The 18,968-nt window shown below is 65.9% G+C and carries 18 protein-coding genes; 5 read left to right on the top strand and 13 right to left on the bottom strand.

Going from position 1 to position 18,968, the window contains the following annotated elements; genetic code table 11:
• Window positions 1–88: 88 nt before the first annotated feature.
• The 5 genes from AC1VV3_RS16715 to AC1VV3_RS16695 are packed head-to-tail and all read right to left on the bottom strand — an operon-like array spanning window position 89 to window position 4,692.
• Window positions 89–1,180 carry an LLM class flavin-dependent oxidoreductase gene (locus tag AC1VV3_RS16715; RefSeq protein ID WP_482962958.1) on the bottom strand — a complete coding sequence of 364 codons (1,092 nt, stop codon included), beginning with the start codon at window positions 1,178–1,180 and terminating at the stop codon, window positions 89–91.
• Window positions 1,181–1,206: 26 nt separating this feature from the next.
• Window positions 1,207–2,439, bottom strand: a complete 1,233-nt coding sequence (locus AC1VV3_RS16710) for a rhodanese-like domain-containing protein (RefSeq protein ID WP_482962957.1) — start codon at window positions 2,437–2,439, stop codon at window positions 1,207–1,209.
• Window positions 2,436–3,056, bottom strand: coding sequence for a cysteine dioxygenase family protein (locus AC1VV3_RS16705; protein WP_482962956.1), 621 nt, complete (start codon window positions 3,054–3,056; stop codon window positions 2,436–2,438). The genes AC1VV3_RS16710 and AC1VV3_RS16705 overlap by 4 nt, the downstream gene beginning before the upstream one ends.
• Window positions 3,053–3,850: an ABC transporter ATP-binding protein gene (locus tag AC1VV3_RS16700; protein ID WP_482962955.1), complete on the bottom strand. Its 798-nt coding sequence runs from the start codon at window positions 3,848–3,850 to the stop codon at window positions 3,053–3,055. The genes AC1VV3_RS16705 and AC1VV3_RS16700 overlap by 4 nt, the downstream gene beginning before the upstream one ends.
• 35 nt (window positions 3,851–3,885) lie before the next feature.
• Window positions 3,886–4,692, bottom strand: a complete 807-nt coding sequence (locus AC1VV3_RS16695) for an ABC transporter permease (protein ID WP_482962954.1) — start codon at window positions 4,690–4,692, stop codon at window positions 3,886–3,888.
• Window positions 4,693–4,968: 276 nt separating this feature from the next.
• Between AC1VV3_RS16695 and AC1VV3_RS16690 the strand changes: the two genes are divergently transcribed.
• Together AC1VV3_RS16690 and AC1VV3_RS16685 are read left to right on the top strand one after the other, a co-directional pair.
• Window positions 4,969–5,802: a LysR substrate-binding domain-containing protein gene (locus AC1VV3_RS16690; protein WP_132266573.1), complete on the top strand. Its 834-nt coding sequence runs from the start codon at window positions 4,969–4,971 to the stop codon at window positions 5,800–5,802.
• Between the two features lie 109 nt (window positions 5,803–5,911).
• Complete coding sequence (locus AC1VV3_RS16685; RefSeq protein ID WP_482962953.1) at window positions 5,912–6,607, top strand: peroxiredoxin-like family protein; 696 nt, start codon at window positions 5,912–5,914, stop codon at window positions 6,605–6,607.
• 404 nt (window positions 6,608–7,011) lie between these two features.
• On the opposite strand, the gene AC1VV3_RS16680 is transcribed toward AC1VV3_RS16685, so the two are convergent.
• Window positions 7,012–7,890, bottom strand: coding sequence for a pirin family protein (locus AC1VV3_RS16680; RefSeq protein WP_482962952.1), 879 nt, complete (start codon window positions 7,888–7,890; stop codon window positions 7,012–7,014).
• A 243-nt stretch (window positions 7,891–8,133) separates the two neighbouring features.
• Here AC1VV3_RS16680 and AC1VV3_RS16675 point away from each other — a divergent pair, with 243 nt between their 5' ends.
• Both AC1VV3_RS16675 and AC1VV3_RS16670 read left to right on the top strand, forming a co-directional pair.
• On the top strand, window positions 8,134–9,420 hold the full coding sequence (locus AC1VV3_RS16675) for a DUF6683 family protein (protein ID WP_482962951.1): 1,287 nt from the start codon (window positions 8,134–8,136) through the stop codon (window positions 9,418–9,420).
• A gap of 210 nt (window positions 9,421–9,630) precedes the next feature.
• A complete protein-coding gene (locus tag AC1VV3_RS16670) occupies window positions 9,631–10,527 on the top strand; it encodes a bestrophin family protein (RefSeq protein WP_482962950.1) in 897 nt (298 codons plus the stop codon).
• 98 nt (window positions 10,528–10,625) lie between these two features.
• Here AC1VV3_RS16670 and AC1VV3_RS16665 read toward each other — a convergent pair whose 3' ends face one another.
• The gene (locus AC1VV3_RS16665) at window positions 10,626–11,618 is read right to left on the bottom strand and encodes an aldo/keto reductase (protein ID WP_134094453.1); all 993 of its coding nucleotides are present in this window, start codon (window positions 11,616–11,618) and stop codon (window positions 10,626–10,628) included.
• A gap of 29 nt (window positions 11,619–11,647) precedes the next feature.
• Complete coding sequence (locus tag AC1VV3_RS16660) at window positions 11,648–12,616, bottom strand: SDR family NAD(P)-dependent oxidoreductase (protein WP_482962949.1); 969 nt, start codon at window positions 12,614–12,616, stop codon at window positions 11,648–11,650.
• A gap of 150 nt (window positions 12,617–12,766) precedes the next feature.
• Between AC1VV3_RS16660 and AC1VV3_RS16655 the strand changes: the two genes are divergently transcribed.
• Window positions 12,767–13,696 (top strand): AraC family transcriptional regulator, encoded by a 930-nt coding sequence (locus AC1VV3_RS16655; protein WP_482962948.1) that lies wholly within the window; start codon window positions 12,767–12,769, stop codon window positions 13,694–13,696.
• 72 nt (window positions 13,697–13,768) lie between these two features.
• Here AC1VV3_RS16655 and AC1VV3_RS16650 read toward each other — a convergent pair whose 3' ends face one another.
• The 5 genes from AC1VV3_RS16650 to AC1VV3_RS16630 form a co-directional block, all read right to left on the bottom strand.
• Window positions 13,769–14,221 carry a hypothetical protein gene (locus tag AC1VV3_RS16650; protein ID WP_132266591.1) on the bottom strand — a complete coding sequence of 151 codons (453 nt, stop codon included), beginning with the start codon at window positions 14,219–14,221 and terminating at the stop codon, window positions 13,769–13,771.
• Between the two features lie 310 nt (window positions 14,222–14,531).
• On the bottom strand, window positions 14,532–15,809 hold the full coding sequence (locus AC1VV3_RS16645; RefSeq protein WP_482962947.1) for a M24 family metallopeptidase: 1,278 nt from the start codon (window positions 15,807–15,809) through the stop codon (window positions 14,532–14,534).
• A gap of 52 nt (window positions 15,810–15,861) precedes the next feature.
• Window positions 15,862–16,716, bottom strand: a complete 855-nt coding sequence (locus AC1VV3_RS16640; protein WP_482962946.1) for an SDR family NAD(P)-dependent oxidoreductase — start codon at window positions 16,714–16,716, stop codon at window positions 15,862–15,864.
• 107 nt (window positions 16,717–16,823) lie between these two features.
• Entirely contained in the window at window positions 16,824–17,585 is a 762-nt protein-coding gene (locus AC1VV3_RS16635; protein WP_482962945.1) for an SDR family NAD(P)-dependent oxidoreductase, read from the bottom strand.
• 13 nt (window positions 17,586–17,598) lie between these two features.
• A complete protein-coding gene (locus AC1VV3_RS16630) occupies window positions 17,599–18,870 on the bottom strand; it encodes a cytochrome P450 (RefSeq protein ID WP_482962944.1) in 1,272 nt (423 codons plus the stop codon).
• Between the last annotated feature and the right edge of the window lie 98 nt (window positions 18,871–18,968).

The raw sequence follows: 18,968 nt of genomic DNA, 5'->3' as shown, positions 1-18,968 counted from the left end.
TGGTGTCAGGCTATGCGGGTGGGCCGGGACGAACCAACGCGGATGGCTGATAGGAAGGTGAGTATTTCCAAAGCGCGGGAGGCCGGATTCAGCTTGCCAGCGCGACCTTGTCCGCTCCCTCGCGCGCGGCGAGTTTGGCGCGGACCAGCGGGATCAGGTCGCGGCCATAGTCGATGGCGTCTGCCAGCGGTTCAAAGCCCCGGATCAGGAAGTGGTCGATGCCGATGTCGTAATATTCGAGCAGCGCATCCGCCACCTGCTCGGGCGTGCCGACAAGGCCGGTGCTATTGCCCGCCGCGCCGGTGAGCGCAGCCACGCCGGTCCAGAGGCGAGTGTCTCGGCGCTGGGTCTGGGCGGTTTCGAGCAGGCGCAGCGATCCGGCATTGGGCGGTCGATGGCCGCTGGTCGGCAAGCCCGCCGCCTCGCGCTGGGCGCGGACTTTCTCGGTGATCTCGTCGGCCTTCTTCCACGCTGCTTCCTCGGTATCGGCGATGACCGGACGCAAGGAGAGCGAGAACCCGGGGTTGCGGCCGTGCTGCGCGGCGGCATGGCGGACGGCGCGCACGGCTTCGCCCACTTGCTCCAGCGTTTCGCCCCAGAGAGCGTAGACATCGGCATGGCGCCCCGCGACTTCGATCGCTTCGGGCGAGGAGCCGCCGAAGAACACCGGCAGATTGTCGGGCTTCACGGCGCTGAAGCCGCCGCGCACGTCGTAGAAACGGCCCGAATGGTCGAACGGCGCCGGCTCGCTCCATTCGCGCTTGAGCACGTCCAGATATTCGTCGCTGCGCAAGTAGCGCTCGGCCTTGAGGGTGTGCCCGTCGCCATCGCGCGCCATCTCCTCGTCGGCGCCGCCGGTGATGATGTGCACGGCAACGCGGCCGCCCGAGAGCTGGTCCAGCGTCGCCAACTGGCGCGCGGCGAGCGTCGGCTGAGTGAAGCCCGGCCGATGCGCGACCAGGAAACCGAGACGCGTGGTGATCGCGGCGGCATGGGCCGCAACGATCTGGCTTTCCGGCGAACTGGAGCCGAACGGGATCAGCACCCGGTCGAACCCGCCCGCTTCCTGCGCGCGGGCGGCCGCCTCCACATAGTCCCGGTCGAGCGCCCGCGAGCGCGCGCCGCCGTGGATCTCCGAACTGTCGTTGAAGCCGATATAGCCGATGAACTTGACGGTCATGATGCAATTCTCCCTGAGGTGTGGGATCAGATGACGAAGAAGCCGTGAGTGCCGTCGCGCTCCAGCTGGGCGGCAAGGCCGTATTCCCAGTCGAGATAGGCCTGCATGGCGGTCTCGCGGTTGTCCGTGCCTTCGTAAGGGCGCTTGTAGCGGCCATGCGCCCCGCGCGGCGCCGGGGCGCCGTCACCTCCGGTTTCCAGCGGACCGTCGAAGGCGTCAGCCAGCACCAGCACCTCCCAGCCGAGCTGGGCAAGCCACGAAGCGGTCATGTCGGCCCGCGAACCGAGGTCGTCGGCCAGCACGATGCGCGCGCCGCGCACGGGTGCGAAATGATCGGTTTCCTGCACCAGCTGCCCGCCCGGCGCATTGCGGAACCCCGCGGGATGACCGGCCGTAAATTCGGCAGGCTGGCGCACGTCGAAGCGATAGAGAGTGCGATCGTCGTGGGCGAGCAAAGCCCTGAGGTCCGCGCCGTCGATCCGGCGCACCCCGGCGCGGTAGGCCACGTCACGGGCCCGCGTGCGGGCAAGATCCTGTCCGCCCTCTTCGCCCTTGTCGACGTTTTCCTGCCGCCCGGTTTCCAACGTCTGCCCGGCCAATGTCCAGCCGATCGTACCGTTGCGCAGAGCGAAGATGCGGTTCGGCAGGCCCGCGTTGATAAGCGACTGGGTGCCGATGATGCTGCGCGTGCGCCCGGCGCAGTTGACGATGATCGTCGTATCCGGATCCGGCGCGGCAACGGGCGCTCGCAGTACGAGTTCCGCGCCCGGCACGCTGCGGCCGCCCGGAATGCTCATGGTCGCATATTCCTCGAACCGGCGGGCATCGAGAATGGCGATATCGGCCTTTTCCTCGATCAGCGCGAGCACGTCCGGCGCTGGAAGCGACGGTGTCTGGCGGCGATGCTCCACCAGTTCCCCGAAGGCCTTCGAGTAGCTGTTGACGTCCTCGAACAGTTCATAGCCCGCTGCACGCCAACCTGGCAGTCCGCCTGCCAGCAGGTCGACCCGCGTATAACCGAGCGCGCGGAACTGGTGCAGCGCCGGTTCGGCAAGCCCCTCCCCGTCGTCATAGACCACGATTGGGGTATCCTTGCGCGGGATGCGCCAGGGCGCTTCCAGAGCGATGCGTTGCAACGGAATCTGCGCTGCGAAAAGCGGGTGGCCGAGCGCGAACTGAGCCTCCTGCCGTACATCGATGAGCGCTATCTCACGGCGGCCCAGCAAGGCGCTTCGGACTTGGGCGGGAGAAACACTCATGCCCGGATCGCTCCATTCCAGAGGTTGGGCAGAACGTCGTTCGCATAGCCCGAGATGAAAGGGCGTTCCTCGCCGCTGTCGCGGTACGTCGCGCGCTCGACGGCGCCAATATTGCCCCCGTAGACGTGGATCGAAATCGAGGTTCGGTCGGCAAAGGCATTGGCCACGCGGTGAATGTCACCAACGTGGGGATCGATCCCCTCCACTTCGCCTTCGCGAAGGTCTCCGGTCCCGCCTTGCTGGACGAGCGAGCCATCCCCGCGGCGCCGGTAGTTCTGCACGCGCTCCGCTCCGCGCAGCACGCCGACTAGGCCCCAGACGCGGTGATCGTGGATCGGGGTTGCCTGGCCCGGCCCCCAGACGAAGGACACCACGCTGAAACGCTCGGCACTGTCGCAGTGCAGGAGGTATTGCTGATAGCGCGCGGGATGCGGGCGGGCGAAGGCATCGGGCAGCCAATCGTCGCGCGAGACCAGGCGGGCGAGCAGGTCGCCGCCGTCTGCGAGGATTTCCGCCTGTCCGGCGCCGCTGTCGATCAAGGCCGCGAAGCCCCTCACGAAGCGGCGCAGCGGCGCCATATCGTTCGCAGGGATGACGAGAGAAACCGGCGCGTTCATGCCACGCCTCCGGCGTGAAGCGCGATGATCTCGGCCGGCGAGGGACCTTCGGCTACGTGCCCGCCAAGCGCGCTCAGTAGACGGCTGCGCAGCCCTCGCGCGACATGGGCGCGCTCTCCGCGGGGCGCTTCGATCCGCTCCTGCGTGACGATGCGGCCCTGGTCCAGGAGGACGATCCGGTCGGCCAGCGCGATCGCCTCGTCCACATCGTGCGTGACCATCATCACCGCCGGCCGGTGCCGCGTCCAGAGCGCGAGCACGAGTTCGTGCATCCGCAGCCGGGTCAGAGCGTCCAGCGCCGCGAAAGGCTCGTCCAGCAGCAGCAGGCTGGGTTCGCGAACCAGGGCGCGGGCCAGCGCAACCCGCTGCGCCTCGCCGCCGGAAAGCGTCAGCGGCCAAGCATCGAGCCGGTGCTCTAGGCCCACCTCGCGCAAGGCATCCTCAGCCCGCCGGCGCACATCGCCCTGCCGAAGCCCCAACGCGACATTGCGCCAGACTTTCTTCCACGGCAGCAGCCGCGCATCCTGGAACACCACCGCGCGCGAGTCTGGAACCGTGACATCCTGTCCGGTCGTCGGATCGAGCCCCGCCAGAGTGCGCAGCAACGTGGTCTTGCCCGAGCCGGACCGGCCAAGCAGGGTCACGAACTCCCCCGGTGCGATGTCGAGGTTCAACCCCGCAATGACAGTGTCATCGCCGAAGCTGCGACTGAAGTCCCGCAGGCGGACGACCGGCGGCGTCATGTAGAATTCGGGCGCTGTTGCGCGGTGCGGACCGATCTTACGGGCGTCCATGGCTGGGTTCTCCGGATAAGGTGCGGATCTGGGCGTCATTGCGAGACGATGCTGGGGCGCCACACCAGGGCGCGGTTTTCCACGGCGCGCACCAGGGCGTCGGCGGCAAGACCAAGCACCGCGTAGACCATCAGGCAGACCACGATGATGTCGGTCCGCATGAAGTCGCGTGCATTGTTGATGAGATAGCCGAGACCGGCCGAAGCGTTGATCTGTTCGGCAACGACCAGCACGAGGATGGCGACCGACAGGGAATAGCGCAGCCCGACCAGCAGCGAGGGAAGCGCGCCGGGCAGAATGACATGCCAGATCTGCTCGGCACGGCTCAAGCCGAAGCTGCGCGCACCCTCCAGAAGCCGCACGTCCACGCTGCGGATGCCGCTATACAGATTGAGATAGACCGGAAAGATCGAGGCGAAGGCGATCAGGGCGATCTTGGGCGTTTCGCCTATCCCGAACCAGACGATGAACAGGGGTGTCAGCGCCAGCGTCGGGATCGTGCGCTTGATCTGCATGATCGGATCGACCGCGACCTCTCCTTGCCGCGACAGCCCGGCGACCAGCGCCAGCACAACGCCAATGCTGATCCCGATCGCGAGTCCGATCGCCACACGCAGGAACGAGACCCAGAGGTTGTTCGAAAGCTCCCCGGAGAGCGCCATGTCCAGCATCGTCGACAGCACCGTCGACGGCGCCGCCAGAGTGCGTTCGGGAATGAGGCCGCACCGCGATCCCAGCTCCCACAGCAGCAGGAACAGCAAGGGCGACAGCCAGCGTGCGCTGCGCAGCGTTTGGGCCAGCGCTCCGAACGAGAGGATGCGGGAGGACGGGCGGGCGCTCATTGGTGTCTTCTCGGATATGGCATCCGCGGAAGAGACATCGCATTGTCTACTAATTCAATTGAGTTTTGACGAAAGGCCTATCAGCCGCGCTCATAACGCAGGGAAACCACGGATTTTCGTAGCTGAATCGTGCAGCAAGCGGGGTGAATGCCGCCCGCCTCTTCCTGTGCAGCCACACAAGGATTGCCATCAGCGAGACAAACTCTACTAATTTGGTTGAGATAGTGCGGGCCGCTAGGTTCGCGCCGATGCCCTCTCTGAGCGAGTGATTCTCACATGCCTGTAAATCTGCCGACCAACCTGCTGCGCAGCTTCGTGACGATCGTCGATACGGGCTCCATGCTCAACGCAGCGGAACGGGTCTTCGTGAGCCAGTCCGCACTGAGCCTGCAGATCAAGCGTCTGGAGGAGCTGCTCCAGCAGGCCCTGTTCCACCGCGACGGCCGCCGGCTCACGCTGACCCCCTCGGGTGAACTGATGCTGGAATATGCCCGCAAGGTGCTGAACATTCATGACGAGGCCGTCGCCGCCGTAACCGCGGGCCATTTCACCGGGCCTGCGAGAATCGGCATGGTCCAGGATTTCGCCGAGATGCTGCTGTCCGGGCTTCTCGCCCGCTTCGCCGAACTGCATCCCGAGGCGCAGCTCTATTCGCGGATCGCCGGAACCGCGGAATTGCTGGGCCAGCTTGAACGTCGTCAGTTGGATATCGTGCTGGGCTTTGCCGCGGCGAGCGATCCGGGCGCCATCGCCAGTGCGCCCATGGCCTGGTACGGCAATCCCGATCTTGCCCGGAAAACCGTGGTGCAGCTCGCCGTGCTGGAGCCGCCCTGCCGCTTTCGCGAAGCGGCGATCCATGCTCTGGAGGAAGCCGGGCGGCCCTACCGGATATCTGTGGAGACGCCCAACCTCACTGCCTTGCGGGCGGCTGTCGATGCCGGGCTGGGAGTGACCTGCCGCACGCATCTGTTCCTGCGTGACGCGCCGCTGGAGGATGGAGACTTGCCCGCCCTTCCCAACGTCTCATGCATTCTCCAGACCGCACCGAACCTGGACGGCCCGACAAGCCAGCTGGCCAGCCTGGCGCGCGAAGTCGTGGCCGCGCTGTAGACCGCCAAGCCCTTATTGAAAATTATCAAGGGTGCGACAGCGCTTCTTGTTATCGCCGCCGCGGCGCCCCGCCTAGCCTTGCCCCCGGACATCCATCCGGAGGGAAACAATGACGAAGAGCCTCAAGGATCGTTTCACCGAGCTTCAGGCCGAGCGCGCACGGACATGGAGCGCCGAGCAGCTCGAGCGAAACGCTGCGCAGCGCCGCGAACTGACCAGACGTCACGACCCCGCGACATTGCCGCGCGCGGGTGACGTGATCGCACCTTTCAGGCTCATCGACCAGGATGGAGGGGAACTCACCCGCGACCAGCTTCTCGCAAAGGGACCGGCGGCGCTCGTGTTCTTCCGCTTCGGCGGCTGCCCGGCCTGCAACATCGCCCTGCCCTATTACAACGAAACCCTATGGCCCACGCTTCGCGAGCAAGGCATTCCACTCGTTGCCGTCAGCGCGCAGATCCCCGTCGATCGGGCGCTGATCGAGCGCCACCAGCTTGGCTTCATTGTCGCCAGCGACCCCGGCTATGCACTGGCGAGAGACCTCGGCATCACGTTTCTGCCCGAAGAACAGCCTGAAGTCGAGCCCGGCCAGGAATGGATAGGCTCGACACTCGGCACGTTCAGTTACGAAATCGACCAGCCTGCCGTCCTGGTGCTGGGCAAGGACGCGAAGGTCCTGTTCTTCGAAGCGAGCCCCGATTGGCTGCAACGCACTGGCAGCGAAACGATCCTGAGCGCCCTGGCAAGCCAGGGAACAAGCCTCGGGCACTTCGGCGAACCGCTTGATGTGCAGTCATCCTTATAGAAAACGCGCCGGGGCCAGCGAATGGCGAAATTGAGCACGGACGCATACTCCGGCTCTGGCCTGTGTTGCGGCCCATTGCCTGTTGAGCGCTCACGGTGACCGCTGCGGTCCCAAGGATGATCCCCGTCATCACTCACGCCCGGTCAGCTTTTTCGCCACAAGACCGCCATTGGCGCCGATTTGTTCGGAGCGCCTTCGCGCGCTCCCTCATCGGCCGGAAATCTGGCGTCGATTCCTCCGCGAACACCTTCCGCTTTGGGGAAGGCGCTGGCGGTCAATTAGGCAGGGAAAGGCGGCGGGTCCCAGGGTAAATCCGAGCGCCCCTCCGCCATCACCCTTCTTCAGCGCACCTCCCCTCAAGGCAAGCCTTGCGGAGAGTACCCCTCCCCGCAAGAACGGCGCCGTTACTGCCCGACGCCGCGCAAGGGGCCGGTGCCGTTGAACTTGCCGGCCTGATAGTCGCGGATGGCCTCGCCGATTTCCGCCTGCGTGTTCATGACGAAGGGACCATGGGCCACCACCGGTTCGCGGATCGGGTCGGCGTGGCCGAACAGGAGTACCGCGTCGCTTTGCGCCTCGATCGCGAGGGTGTCGCCATCATCTCTCACGGTGACGAGATGCCAGGCGTTCACGGCCTCGCCGCTGACCGAGACGCTTCCAGATACGACGTAAAGAAACACGCTCCGCTCTTTGGGAGCCGGCAGGTCGATCCGCGCGCCGGCGGTCAGACGCACGGTCGACATGAACACGCCGGTGAGCGACGGGATAGGCCCGGTGAGGTCCCCATACGTGCCCGCTATCAGGTTCAGGGTACCCTGCCCTCCGGCGATCGGGATCGCGGGAATGCCGTCGGCCTGAACGCCGGTGTAGCGCGGAGGTGACATCTTCAGCTGCGACGGGAGATTGACCCAGAGCTGGAGGATTTCCAGGGCACCGCCCGCTTGCTTGAAACTGGGCGGTGACACTTCCGCGTGGATCAGGCCGGAGCCTGCCGTCATCCATTGCACGCCGCCCGCTTCGATGATGCTTTCATGGCCGCCCGTGTCGTGGTGGGCGAGATTGCCTTCGAGAATGAAGGTCACCGTCTCGAAGCCGCGGTGCGGATGCGGACCGAAAGGCAGGCCGTTGTTTCCGGGCTGATAGACCTGCGGGCCGTGATGATTGAGGAAAAGGAACGGATCGACCTGATCGAGGCCCGGTCCCGGCACCGGCCGCCGGGTGACGAGGTCAGCGATATCGTCGCGGCGGGCGGGATGGATGCCGGCAACGGAACGGCTGGTCATGGGAATTCCTTTTTGGAAAGCACGCGGCGCAAAGCGCTGGTCTTGCTTCGTGAGGTCCGAACGCGGTTCTGGTGCTCCGGATAGCAGGAGGACCCGTGATGGCAATCCATTGCAGCTTGATGGCATGGTCAGGTGGTGTGGCGGGGACCGTTCGCCCCATCATTCGAACGGCCTATCGCCCCTGTCATGACCGCGTTATGTCTCAGCGGCCAGCGCGGTTCGGTATGTCCCGAAGGAGGTTCGATGCTCCCCCGCGTCCTGATACAGTCTGCCCTCCTGCTGCTGGCTTCTGGCCCGGCGGCCGCCGCGCAGTCCGAACCGGCCACCCGCTTTCACCGGGACCCCGCGCTCCTTGCCGAGAAGGAGGCGAAGATCGTCGCCCTGTTCGGGCAGAAATCGCCGCAGGCCGGGGCGGAACTGGAGAAGCTGTTCCGGGAAGACATCATCGCCAAGGTCCGGCCCGCCTATGGGAAACTCGGCTTCGATATCGAAGACGTGGTGGATCTCGTCTCCGCTTACTGGATGACCGCCTGGCTGGCCGCAAACGGCATTGTCGATGACAGCCGCCCCGATCGCGAGACAGCGCAGGCGGTGCGGGCGCAGATGCGCAAGGTGATGCTCGCCAATCCCGGTTTCGCCGCCCTGGACGACCGCGGGCGGCAGGATATCGGAGACACCATGCTGCTCCAGGCGCTGCTTGCCGAAATCCAGATGCAGGCCGCAGCCACGCAGGGCGCCGCGATGAAACGGCAGGTGAGTGACGCCGTCCAGGCGCAGGCCGCCGCTCTGCTCAAGGTGGACATGCGCCGCATGACGCTGACGGCGAAGGGCTTCGCCGGACAAGGGGCACCATCGGCAGCGGGAACCGCCCCGCCGCCCCCTGCCCCGACACCCGTGCGGGCGTCAGGGATGGCTGCCCCGAGCAAAGCTGCCGGCCTGTATTTTCGCGCGATTTCGGGCGGCGGCGGGGTCGACTGGGAGCCGCTCGCATTCTTCGGCAACGGCGAGTACTGGGAGATCGGCGCCACGCCGCTCGACGAGTTGAACGTCGCAGAGTCCAAGGCGCGCGAGCCGCACCGCTGGGGGCGTTGGCAGCAGGCAGGCGGAGGCTTTCGTCTGACCGGCAGCGACGGCCATTCGAACGACTACACGCTTCCCTCCGGCAACTTCTTTCCGGCCTTCTCCAGCGCACAGGGCGGCGCGACCCTCTCCGGCGCCTATTCACGCACCAGCTCCAGCGGGCTGCAAGGCGGCGGAACGACCGTGGCACTGTTCGTGGACAAGATCCGCTTCACGCCGGACGGGCAGTTCGTGGAGGGATCCAACATGGGCGCGATGGGCAGCGGCGTTTTCGCCGGGCGCAAGACTGGTGGCAGCGGGCGTTACCGGCTGTCCGGCACCACCCTGGAACTCACATATGTCGACGGGCGGGTAAAGCGGACGAGCTTCGCTTACGGCGCGACCGGGCGGCCTGCACACCCTTCGAAGGACATGGTCTTCATCGGCGGCGATACTTTCGTCACGGACTAGGCCGGCAAGGCGCACCCGCCATGCGAATGCCTTGCAACCGCTGCAAGGATCCCTGCGAAAGTGGCTCTTGCGGCTGGTCGGCGGCTTGGATTAGAGCCATGCCATGCTGATCGAAACCCAGGCTTGCGCAACCCGCTACCAGCGTGACGGCAAGCCCCCGCATGTCGTGGCCGCGCATGGTCCCGCCGCGAATGCTGCCGAGATTTCCCTATGATCGTCCGCCCCAAACCGGGCCTTTGGGATGTCGCTTTCGCTATCAGGGGATCGATCCTTCCCCGTATCGTCGGCAGGTTGGTGACGATCGCTGCCGTCAGCTGTCTGGCCGTCATCGCCGCCGGACAGCGGCCGGACCTGTTTTCCCGGATCGGCACGACGCCTTTCACGCTGATCGGCATCGCGCTTTCGATCTTCATGAGCTTTCGCAACAATGCCTGCTACGATCGCTGGTGGGAGGGGCGCAAGCTCTGGGGCTCGCTCGTGATCGCCGGCCGCTCACTTGCGCGCCGCGTCGTCACTCTCGAACATGCCGATCAGCGCAGGTTCCTGATCGGCATGTGCGGCTTTACGGCGGGCCTTGCCGCCCGGCTGCGCGGAAGCGGGGAAACGGAAGAAATCGCCAGGCGCTGCGGCAGCGGGCCATGGGACGATGCCGTCAATCCCAGTGACAGCCTGCTTCGCGAACTGGGCCGCCACGGCCTGGAACTGGCGAGGGACGGGCGGGTTGGCGCGATCCACCATTCCCTCATCGAGGAACAGCTTCACCTACTCGCGCAAGTCCAGGCCGGCTGCGAGCGCATTGCCCTCACCCCTGTTCCCTTCAGCTATTCGCTGCTGCTGCACCGCACCGCATATATATTCTGCCTGGCGCTGCCCTTCGCGCTGGCCGGTTCGCTGGGTTGGTGGACACTCCTTCCGGTCCTGCTGGTCAGCTACACCTTCTTCGGACTGGATGCACTGGGCGATCAGCTCGAGGATCCCTTCGGCCTCGAACCCAACGACCTCCCGCTCGACGCCATGGTGCGCACTGTCGAGCGCGAGATGCTGTCGGCCCTGGGAATGACCGACCTGCCCGATCCGGTCTCTCCGGCGAACTACGTGCTGCGCTGATTGCCGGGCAGGGTTGCACCGCTTTCAGCCCGCTTTTCGCGCGAAGGCAGGCCGGCGATCGTTGCCGGCCTGCCCTGCTTTCCGGTTCGCGCGATCGGTCAGAGCTTGACGCGTGCCATCCCTGCTTCGTTGTAGCGCGGGCCGGCCGTTCGGCCGCTGGGTGCCGCAGCCTCGATCACGGCCAGATCCTCGGCAGTGAGCGTCACGTCGGGGGCTCCCGCGCTGTCGCGCAGCGTTTCGCTTCGCTTGAACCCCGGGATCGGGACGATATCGTCCCCTTGCGCCAGCAACCACGCCAGCGCGACCTGGGCATTGGAGACACCGTGCCGCTGGGCCACCGAGCGGACCGCATCGACGATCGCAAGATTCTTCGGCATGTTCTCGGGCGAGTAGCGCGGATCGTTGCGCCGCCAATCGCCCGCCGGAAGATCGTCCAGGCTGCGAATGCCGCCGGCCAGGAAACCCCGCCCCAGCGGGCTGTAAGGCACGAAGCCGACGCCGTTCTCACGGCAGGCATCGAGGATCTCCCCTTCCACGTCGCGCTCCCATATCGAATATTCGCTCTGCAGCGCTGCAATCGGATGCACCCTGGCGGCCCGGCGCACCGTATCGGCGGCCGCTTCGGACAGGCCGATGTGGCGCACCTTCCCCTCCTTCACCAGTTCGGCCATGCCGCCGATGGTCTCCTCGATGGGGACGTTCGGATCGACGCGGTGCTGGTAGAACAAGTCGATGGTGTCGATGCCCAGGCGCTTCAGCGATCCCTCGCAGGCGCGCCGCGCGTTTTCGGGGCTGCCATCGACGTGGGTCGGCGTATCGCCATCCCAGCGCATGGCGAACTTGGTGGCGATGACCAGCCCTTCGCGCCTGCCCTTGATGGCAGCGCCGACCAGTTCCTCGTTGCGGAACGGCCCATACATCTCGGCCGTGTCGAAAAACGTGATGCCAAGGTCGATCGCCTCGTGGATGGTGCGGGTCGAAACCGCGTCATCGGCGAGGCCATAGTTGATGTTGCCTTCGCGGATCATCGGCATGCAGCCGACACCGATCGCGGATACCTTCAGGCCTTGGCCAAGAGTGCGGTACTTCATGTTGTCGTCTCCTCTGTTCGGGCCCGGCGTCAGAAACGCTCGCCGACCATCTCTTCGCTATTCGCCCAGAGCGCCTTCGCGTTGTCCGGATCGAGCGCATAAGGCTGCACGCCGCCGCGCAGGCCATCGCTCTCCTGGACTTCCGCGACCTGGCAGTCCTCGCAGTACCGCCCGCCGATCTGCGATGGTTCGGCCACCACCGTCGACCAGAGCGTGGTGGCCGCGCCTTGCGGTATCGACTTGTAGACCAGCGCAGAGGCGCCCGCCGCTTCCAGGCTCGCGCCGATCGAGGCGACGAGCGCCTCCTTTTCGTCCTGCGTCATGTGGCGGGACAGCTCCGTATCCCAGATCACACCCGGATGGACGGCCGCGGCGCGTATGCCCCTGTCGCGATGCCGCCTGTCGAACTCCACGGCGAAGAGGATGTTTGCCGTCTTCGAACGTCCGTAGCCGAGCCAGGGATCGTAGTCGCCGCGCTCGAAGTTCGGGTCCTCCAGGTCGACGTTGCCATAGCGGTGCCCGGCCGAGGACAGGTTCACCAGCCTGCCCCCCTCGCGCAGCAAGGAAGCGATGCGGTTCACCAGCACGAAATGGCCCAGGTGATTGGTGCCGAACTGGGTTTCGAACCCATCCGCGGTCTGCCCGAAAGGCGGCGCCATCACGCCCGCGTTGGCGATGACGATGTCGAACGGCTGTCCCGCCTCATTCAGGCCGTCCGCGCAGGCGCGCACGCTCGCAAGGGATGCCAGGTCCAGTTCGACCAGGTTGAAGCTGCCGCCGCCGGTCTCGGCTGCCGCACGCACCTGCTGGGTCGCCCGCTCGGCCTTGGCCAGATCGCGCACCGCGCCGACCACTTCGGCACCGTGGGCCACCAGCGCGCGGCAGGTCTCTATGCCGATGCCGGCAGAAGCGCCCGTCACGAGCACGCGCTTGCCGCGAAGGTCGATCCCGCCAAGCACCTCGTCGGCGGTCGAAGTCTCTCCGAAAGGATGGGTCATGATTGTCTCCGGTTCGTGGCGCTCACCCCTTGAGACGGTGAGGCCAGGAGGCGGATATAGGGCGCGGCCCCTTCCCCAGGGTGCCCGATCGTCTCAACGCCTTGCCCAATCCTATCAGCGCGGTTGCATCACCCCGCAGGCAGCCCGATAATGACGTTCATGCAGGACACGCTCAATCGCATGTGCCGGCGCGTGGAGCGCCATATTCCCGGGCCCGCCCGCGATATGCCCGCAGACATGCCGGTGCCGCGCCTTCGGGTTCACATGGCATGCGAAGCCGGGGGAACGATCAGCAGCCGGTATGAACCGATGATCTGCCTGGTCCTGCGCGGCGCCAAGCAAGTGACCATCGGCAATCGCGTGCTGCGCTACGATGCCGCAACCTGCTTCGTGACGTCGGTTGAGGTCGCCGCCGTCGGTTGCGTGACCGAGGCATCGCGCGAGCGGCCCTATATCGTCACGACCCTGGCGCTCAACCGCGAAGTCCTGGCCGAGCTGCTTGCCGAACTGCCGCGCTCGTCCGGGCCATCGGAACCGGCAGGCCCGCTGGCGGGCTTCGGCGTGGCACCCGTGACCCGCGAAATCCTGGATGCCTGGGAGCAACTTCTGGCCCTTCTCGACAGTCCGGCCGACATCCCGATCCTTGGTCCGGCCCGCGAACGCGAGGTGCTCTACCGCCTGCTCCAGAGCGGCCATGGCGGAATGCTGCGCCAGATCGGGCGCGAGGACAGCCGCCTTTCGCGCACGCGCCGCGCAATCGAATGCATTCGTCGCAATTTCGACCAGCCGCTGCGCACCGAAGCGCTCGCCGAAATTGCCGGGATGAGCGTTCCTTCGTTTCACCGGCACTTCAAGGCCGCTACGGGCATGAGCCCGTTGCAATACCAGAAGAGCTTGCGCCTCCAGACCGCCCGGCGCCTGCTCACGGCCAGCCCGGACGCCGCGCGCGCGGCATTCGCCGTCGGCTACGAGAGCGCCTCGCAGTTCAGCCGCGAATATGCGCGCCAGTTCGGATCGCCGCCGACGCGGGACGCCGCCCGGATGCGCGAGGCGACCTCCGAGCGGTTCGATCTGACCTGATTTTTAGCCTCGGCGTGACAGCAGGCCCGGCCGCTCTCCGAACGGTTGCCTGCTCGCTCGCCGCGCTTTCGTTCAGCGAAGATCCTGCGTGAGCTGCCAGCAGCCGTTCTGCCATGCGAACAGATAGCCGGCCGGCTTGCCAATGTGCCGCTCGACCGTCCAACCGTCACCCTCTTCATCGTCCCGCAGGATCGCCGGCTGATACGTGAACCTGTAACTGCCATCGGGCAGGTCCTCGAATTTCACATCCAGCGCGGTGTAGGGCTGGCTCGGATCGGCTTCCCAGCGCTTGACGGATGCCGTGTCGGCGAATTGCCAGTCGACATGCGAAACGTTGAAGATCCGGTAATTGCTGGCGGGAAGGTTGGTGCCGGACGCCTTGGCGGGCTGGCGAAACGCGCGCTGTTCGACGGACGGCGCGGTGTATTTCGCGCGCACCGCCGGCGAGGCGATGAAAGCGTCGAGGAACTGAACGAATTCCTTTTGCGAGCAACCGCTTTTCGCCTGGGCCATCGCCTCGGCCATGTCCGTCTGGGTCTCGGCGAAAGAGGCCTGGGCCGTGCCCAGAAGCGCGAGGGTCGCCGCGGCGCACGCCAAAACGGAATATCGCCCGAGGCCGAAAGGTCTAGTCACGGTAAAACTCCCTATTCATGAGAAAAAACCCTGCACACTCGCAGCGGGGCCAGTTGCTGGAATTCGACGCTGAGCGCGATACTCCCGCGTCAGGACAGGTCCAGGGTTTTTGGCAAGAAGCAGATGAGACGAAGCGTGGCGTGGCGCCGTTCAGTCGCGTGAGGTGGCCCGGTCTTTCAGGCAGTCGATGGCCGGTCGTCCATTATGGCGCCACAGTTCCGATTGGTTGCTCCAACGACATGGGCGGGTTGGAAAACCAGGCGGGGCCGTTGGTCGTCATGTGGAAGCAGTCTTCGAGCCTCACGCCGAACTTGCCGGGCAAATAGAGCCCCGGCTCGTTCGAGAAACACATGCCCGGGGCCAGCGCCGTCGTTTCGTTGTGAACCAGGTTGACCGGCTCATGGCCATCGAGGCCGATGCCGTGGCCGGTGCGATGCGAGAGGCCGGGCAACCGATAGCGGGGACCGAAGCCGCGCTTCTCGTAGAAAGCGCGAACAGCATCGTCGACACGGCCCGCAGGCAGTCCCGCTTGCGCGGCATCGAAAGCAATCTGCTGACCTTCGTGAACGGTATCCCATATCGCACGGACCTCGGAAGGCGCCTTCCCGAGAACGAAAGTGCGCGAGACATCCGACTGATACCCTTCGACGGTACAACCGCAGTCCATGAGGATCACCTCGCCCTCCCGCACGGTCTGGGGTTTATGCGACCCGTGCGGATAGGCCGAAGCCTCGCCCAGCAGGACCAGCGAAAATTCCGGCGTGCCGCCCAGCTTCACCGTCGCCGCGTCCATCAGTGCGCCGATCTCGTGCGGGGTCATGCCCGCCCTTATGCGCGGCCAGACCCAGCGATAGGCCGCGATCGTCACTTCGGTCGCCTTCGTCATCAGCGCGATCTCGGCGGGCGTCTTGATCATGCGGCAGCCGCGCACGACGGGGTTCGCGGAAACGATCCTGGTTCCCGGCGCGCGTTTGGAGAGACCGTCGCTGGCAAAGAAGCGGACCGTTTCCTCGACGGCCACCGTGCCGCTGGAAAGACCGCGCTCCTTCAGCGTAGCGGCGATGAGCGCAATCGGATCCTCGTTTTCCTGCCAGACGCGCACGTCCGCCGGGATCGCCAGGGTCTCGCGCACCGAGGGTTCCTCGAAGAACGGAGTGACGATCACCGGATCGCCCTTCTGGAAAAGCAGCGCTGCCGTCAGGCGTTCGCTGCGCCACCATTCGATGCCGGTGAAATAGGCCAGGCTCGCGCCAGGTTCGATCAGGATGGCATCGATCTCATGCTCCCGCATCAGCCTTCGGGCGCGTTCGAGGCGCCCTTCGCGTTCGGAGCGCGAGATGGGAACCGCATCGGAAGTGATCTTGCGCAGATCGCTGGTGTCGATGTCGGCCAGCAGCGGGCCGGGCAGCAGCATGGAGATCGCCAGCGCGCCTCCACCAAGGATCAGGCCGCGGCGATCGGATCGAAGAGAAGTGCTCATGCGAAATCATGGCACAGGATCGATCGCCGTCAAGCCGGCAGTGCCGTGCGGTTCAGGTGCCGGGCGATGGACCGTCCTGCCCTCGGTCATGCGCCTTGAGCAGGGCGTCGAACGTCTCTTCCAGCTGGGCACGATAAGCGCCATGAGTCACGATGTAGCGCTCGTTCGCCAGCAGATCGGGGAGGATATTGCGCGCGGCATGTTCGGCCGTTGCCACATGGTCCGCCGAGGTCATGCCCCTGCTCTTCATCATCGCGTCGATATCGTCTCGTCTTATCTCCATCTCGCCCATTTCTCGTGGCCGCGCCAGGGCGCTGCTTTCCAGATGCCGGGTCGCCATGCCCGCGGGGAACGCTATCGAAACGCCGATGCCCTCCCCGGCCAGTTCCATCCGCAAGGTCTCGGCATAGCCGGTCACGGCGTATTTGGAGGCGGTGTAGGCTCCCATGCGTATGCCCGGCGTCAAAGCCGCCGACGAAGACGTGACGAGAATACGCTTCGGCCCCTTCGAGCGGCGGATGAGGGGCAGGAAGGACTGGACCGTATGAATGGTGCCCATGACGTTGACGTCGAGCACCCAGCGCCATTCCTGTTCCGTCAGCCGCTCCAGGGGGCCGAACTGCTGCACGCCCACGTTCGCGCACAGGATCGAGCAGTCCCCGAAGCGATCCGCCACGGCTTCGGCCGCAGCCTGCACGGCGCCCGCATCGGCGACATCGACACGCAGGCCCATCGCCTCCCCGCCTTGGGCGCCAACGCGGTCCGCCACCTGCTGCGCGGCGCTGCCGTCGATATCGAGAGCCGCGATCTTCATGCCCGCTTCGCGAAACCGGTCTACCAGCGCCGCGCCGAACCCGGAACCCGCCCCTGTCACTACAGCCGTGCAGCCCTTCAGTTCGTCGGTCATTGCGCTCTTTCCTGAGATGGATCGATCCGGGCCAAAGCGCGCGGCGGCTTTCGGCGGAGTTATGGTCGTGCGGGTCGCGGCAAGGTCGCCTGCCGGCCTGCCAAGGGCTACATCCACGTCCCGCCGTTCACGTTGATTTCCTGGCCCGTGATGTAGCTTGCCTTGTCGGAGCACAGGAATTCGCAGGCGTTCGCGATATCCTCGGGCGTGCCTGGGCGGGCAATCGGGATGGCCTGGGCGATCACCTCCAGCGGGGGCACTTCTCCCGAGTTCACCCCGGCGCGGGCCAGCGGCGTATCGACCAGCGACGGGGGGATCGTGTTGACCGTGATGCCGTGAACGGCGAGTTCGCGCGCCAGCGAACGGGTGAGCCCGATCACCCCGCCTTTCGAGGCCGCGTAATGCGCACGGTCCTGCGCGCCCGACTGCGCCGCCTGCGAGGAGATCGTCACGATCCTGCCCCACTTGCGCGCCACCATGTCCGGCGCGGCAAGCTGGACCGTGTGGAACACGCCGTTGAGGTTCACATCGATCATCCGCTGCCAGGTCTCGACCGACATCGTGAGGAAGTCTGCCGAGGCGGAAATGCCCGCATTGGCGATGACGATGCTGATCGGGCCGAGGCTGCGTCTCACCGCATCGTAAGCGGCGGCCATATCGTCCCGGTTGCCCACGTCGGCGCGAAGTGGAAGCACGTTCGCCCCCTCGGCCCGAAGCGCGCCCGCTTCGCGCTCCAACGCCTCTTCCTGCCGGTCGAGCATCGCCACGGGATGGCCATTCTTTGCGAAGAGCCGGCAGATGCCGAGCCCCATTCCCGATGCGCCGCCGGTGACGACGACGACGCGATCCTTGTTCGTTTCCCTGGTCATGATCCTATCCCGTTCAGGCCGGAGTGAGCTTGAGGTTCAGCGAGGCCAGACCGCGAATGATGAAGCTGGGTTCGTATTCCAGCTTGCGCGCGCCTCTTGGCCCGTGGATCGTTTCGTCGAGGCCGATGTCGCTGGTGCGGGACAGGAATTCCTCGAAAATCGCGCGGACTTCCACCCGCGCCAGCGGCGCCCCGGCGCAGACGTGCGCGCCGCGCCCGAAAGCGAGGTGTTCCTTGATGCGCGGGCGGCCGAGGATGAGTTTCCCGGGATCCTCCCAGCGCCGGGGATCGCGGTTGGCGGCGGCAAGGGCGATGAAGACCTTTTCTCCCGGACGCACATCGAAGCCGGCGATCTGCGCGGGCTTCTTCACCAGCCGCGCGGTCATCTTCGTGGAACCTTCGAGGCGCAGCACTTCCTCAAGGAAATCGGGAATGAGCGCCGGATCGGCGCGGAGCCGTTGCTGCAGCGCCGGCATGTCGACCAGATGGCGCATGGCATTTCCAAGCAGCTTGGCGCTGGTGTCCTGCCCGGCGCCGAACAGGAACGTCGCAAGCCGCACGATCTCCATCAGGTCGGGCTGCGATCCGTCCGGATAGGCGGCGGAGGAGAGTTCGCTGAGAACGTCCCCGCGCGGAGACTGGCGCCGGTCGGCCACGTACTGCGCGAAATACATGCCCATGAGGACCAGCGGCTGGTTCTGGGCCGCGAGATCGTCGGGATCGAGACTGCCCGGAGGCGGCCCGGCGTCGATGGCGTCCATGAACACCTGCCGGTCGTCGGCCGGAACGCCCAGCAGATCCGCGATCACGAGGGTCACGAAAGGCGTCGCGATGTCCTTGATGAGTTCGCAGCGCCCGGCCGCGACCGCGTCCCCGACCAGCTGGCCCGCCAGCTCGGAAATGAACGCTTCGTTGGCCCGCAGCTTCGATGGCGTGAACAGGCGGCTGAGGATCGAGCGAGAGAACGTGTGCTGCTCGCCGTCGTAGGCCACCAGCAGGTCGCCGCCCACGAAGCCGCCGCGATGGGCCTCGATCAGGGGCGAGAGGTCGTCGCCCCCGGCCTCGAACGGCAAGGGCGCGGCAGGCCCCTGCGGCGCAATGACCGACGAATAGTCATCCGTGTTTTTTAAAACTTCCAGCGCCTCCTCGAACCCCGTGACCAGCACGATGTCGCGGCCGGGAAGGCGGTAGACGGGGCCCCGCTCGCGCGCCGCTTTGAAGTAGGCGTAGGGATCGAGGAGAATATCGTGGTCGGTGAAGTAATCACGTTCGGCGAGCTGAGTCATGGAAAACTCTCCCGTTGTTCAGGCGGATCCTGGCATCCCGGTCAGGTGAACCGGCCCCTGCGATGCAGCCGGAGGGTGGTTCGAAAGGAAAAAGAAGG

It is taken from the genome of Novosphingobium sp. BL-S-34, assembly GCF_056857015.1.
Note: the sequence above shows the minus strand (reverse complement) of the source record. Positions and strands in the feature narration are given on the sequence as shown.

Excerpts from the sequence above, each read along its gene's own strand:
- AC1VV3_RS16675 (WP_482962951.1), top strand. The coding sequence starts at position 8,134 with ATGCTCCCCCGCGTCCTGATACAGTCTGCCCTCCTGCTGCTGGCTTCT.
- AC1VV3_RS16645 (WP_482962947.1), bottom strand. The coding sequence starts at position 15,809 with ATGAGCACTTCTCTTCGATCCGATCGCCGCGGCCTGATCCTTGGTGGA.
- AC1VV3_RS16715 (WP_482962958.1), bottom strand. The coding sequence starts at position 1,180 with ATGACCGTCAAGTTCATCGGCTATATCGGCTTCAACGACAGTTCGGAG.
- AC1VV3_RS16710 (WP_482962957.1), bottom strand. The coding sequence starts at position 2,439 with ATGAGTGTTTCTCCCGCCCAAGTCCGAAGCGCCTTGCTGGGCCGCCGT.
- AC1VV3_RS16630 (WP_482962944.1), bottom strand. The coding sequence starts at position 18,870 with ATGACTCAGCTCGCCGAACGTGATTACTTCACCGACCACGATATTCTC.
- AC1VV3_RS16670 (WP_482962950.1), top strand. The coding sequence starts at position 9,631 with ATGATCGTCCGCCCCAAACCGGGCCTTTGGGATGTCGCTTTCGCTATC.
- AC1VV3_RS16655 (WP_482962948.1), top strand. The coding sequence starts at position 12,767 with ATGACGTTCATGCAGGACACGCTCAATCGCATGTGCCGGCGCGTGGAG.
- AC1VV3_RS16665 (WP_134094453.1), bottom strand. The coding sequence starts at position 11,618 with ATGAAGTACCGCACTCTTGGCCAAGGCCTGAAGGTATCCGCGATCGGT.
- AC1VV3_RS16660 (WP_482962949.1), bottom strand. The coding sequence starts at position 12,616 with ATGACCCATCCTTTCGGAGAGACTTCGACCGCCGACGAGGTGCTTGGC.
- AC1VV3_RS16695 (WP_482962954.1), bottom strand. The coding sequence starts at position 4,692 with ATGAGCGCCCGCCCGTCCTCCCGCATCCTCTCGTTCGGAGCGCTGGCC.
- AC1VV3_RS16635 (WP_482962945.1), bottom strand. The coding sequence starts at position 17,585 with ATGACCAGGGAAACGAACAAGGATCGCGTCGTCGTCGTCACCGGCGGC.
- AC1VV3_RS16650 (WP_132266591.1), bottom strand. The coding sequence starts at position 14,221 with ATGGCCGAGGCGATGGCCCAGGCGAAAAGCGGTTGCTCGCAAAAGGAA.
- AC1VV3_RS16700 (WP_482962955.1), bottom strand. The coding sequence starts at position 3,850 with ATGGACGCCCGTAAGATCGGTCCGCACCGCGCAACAGCGCCCGAATTC.
- AC1VV3_RS16680 (WP_482962952.1), bottom strand. The coding sequence starts at position 7,890 with ATGACCAGCCGTTCCGTTGCCGGCATCCATCCCGCCCGCCGCGACGAT.
- AC1VV3_RS16640 (WP_482962946.1), bottom strand. The coding sequence starts at position 16,716 with ATGACCGACGAACTGAAGGGCTGCACGGCTGTAGTGACAGGGGCGGGT.
- AC1VV3_RS16685 (WP_482962953.1), top strand. The coding sequence starts at position 5,912 with ATGACGAAGAGCCTCAAGGATCGTTTCACCGAGCTTCAGGCCGAGCGC.
- AC1VV3_RS16690 (WP_132266573.1), top strand. The coding sequence starts at position 4,969 with ATGCCTGTAAATCTGCCGACCAACCTGCTGCGCAGCTTCGTGACGATC.
- AC1VV3_RS16705 (WP_482962956.1), bottom strand. The coding sequence starts at position 3,056 with ATGAACGCGCCGGTTTCTCTCGTCATCCCTGCGAACGATATGGCGCCG.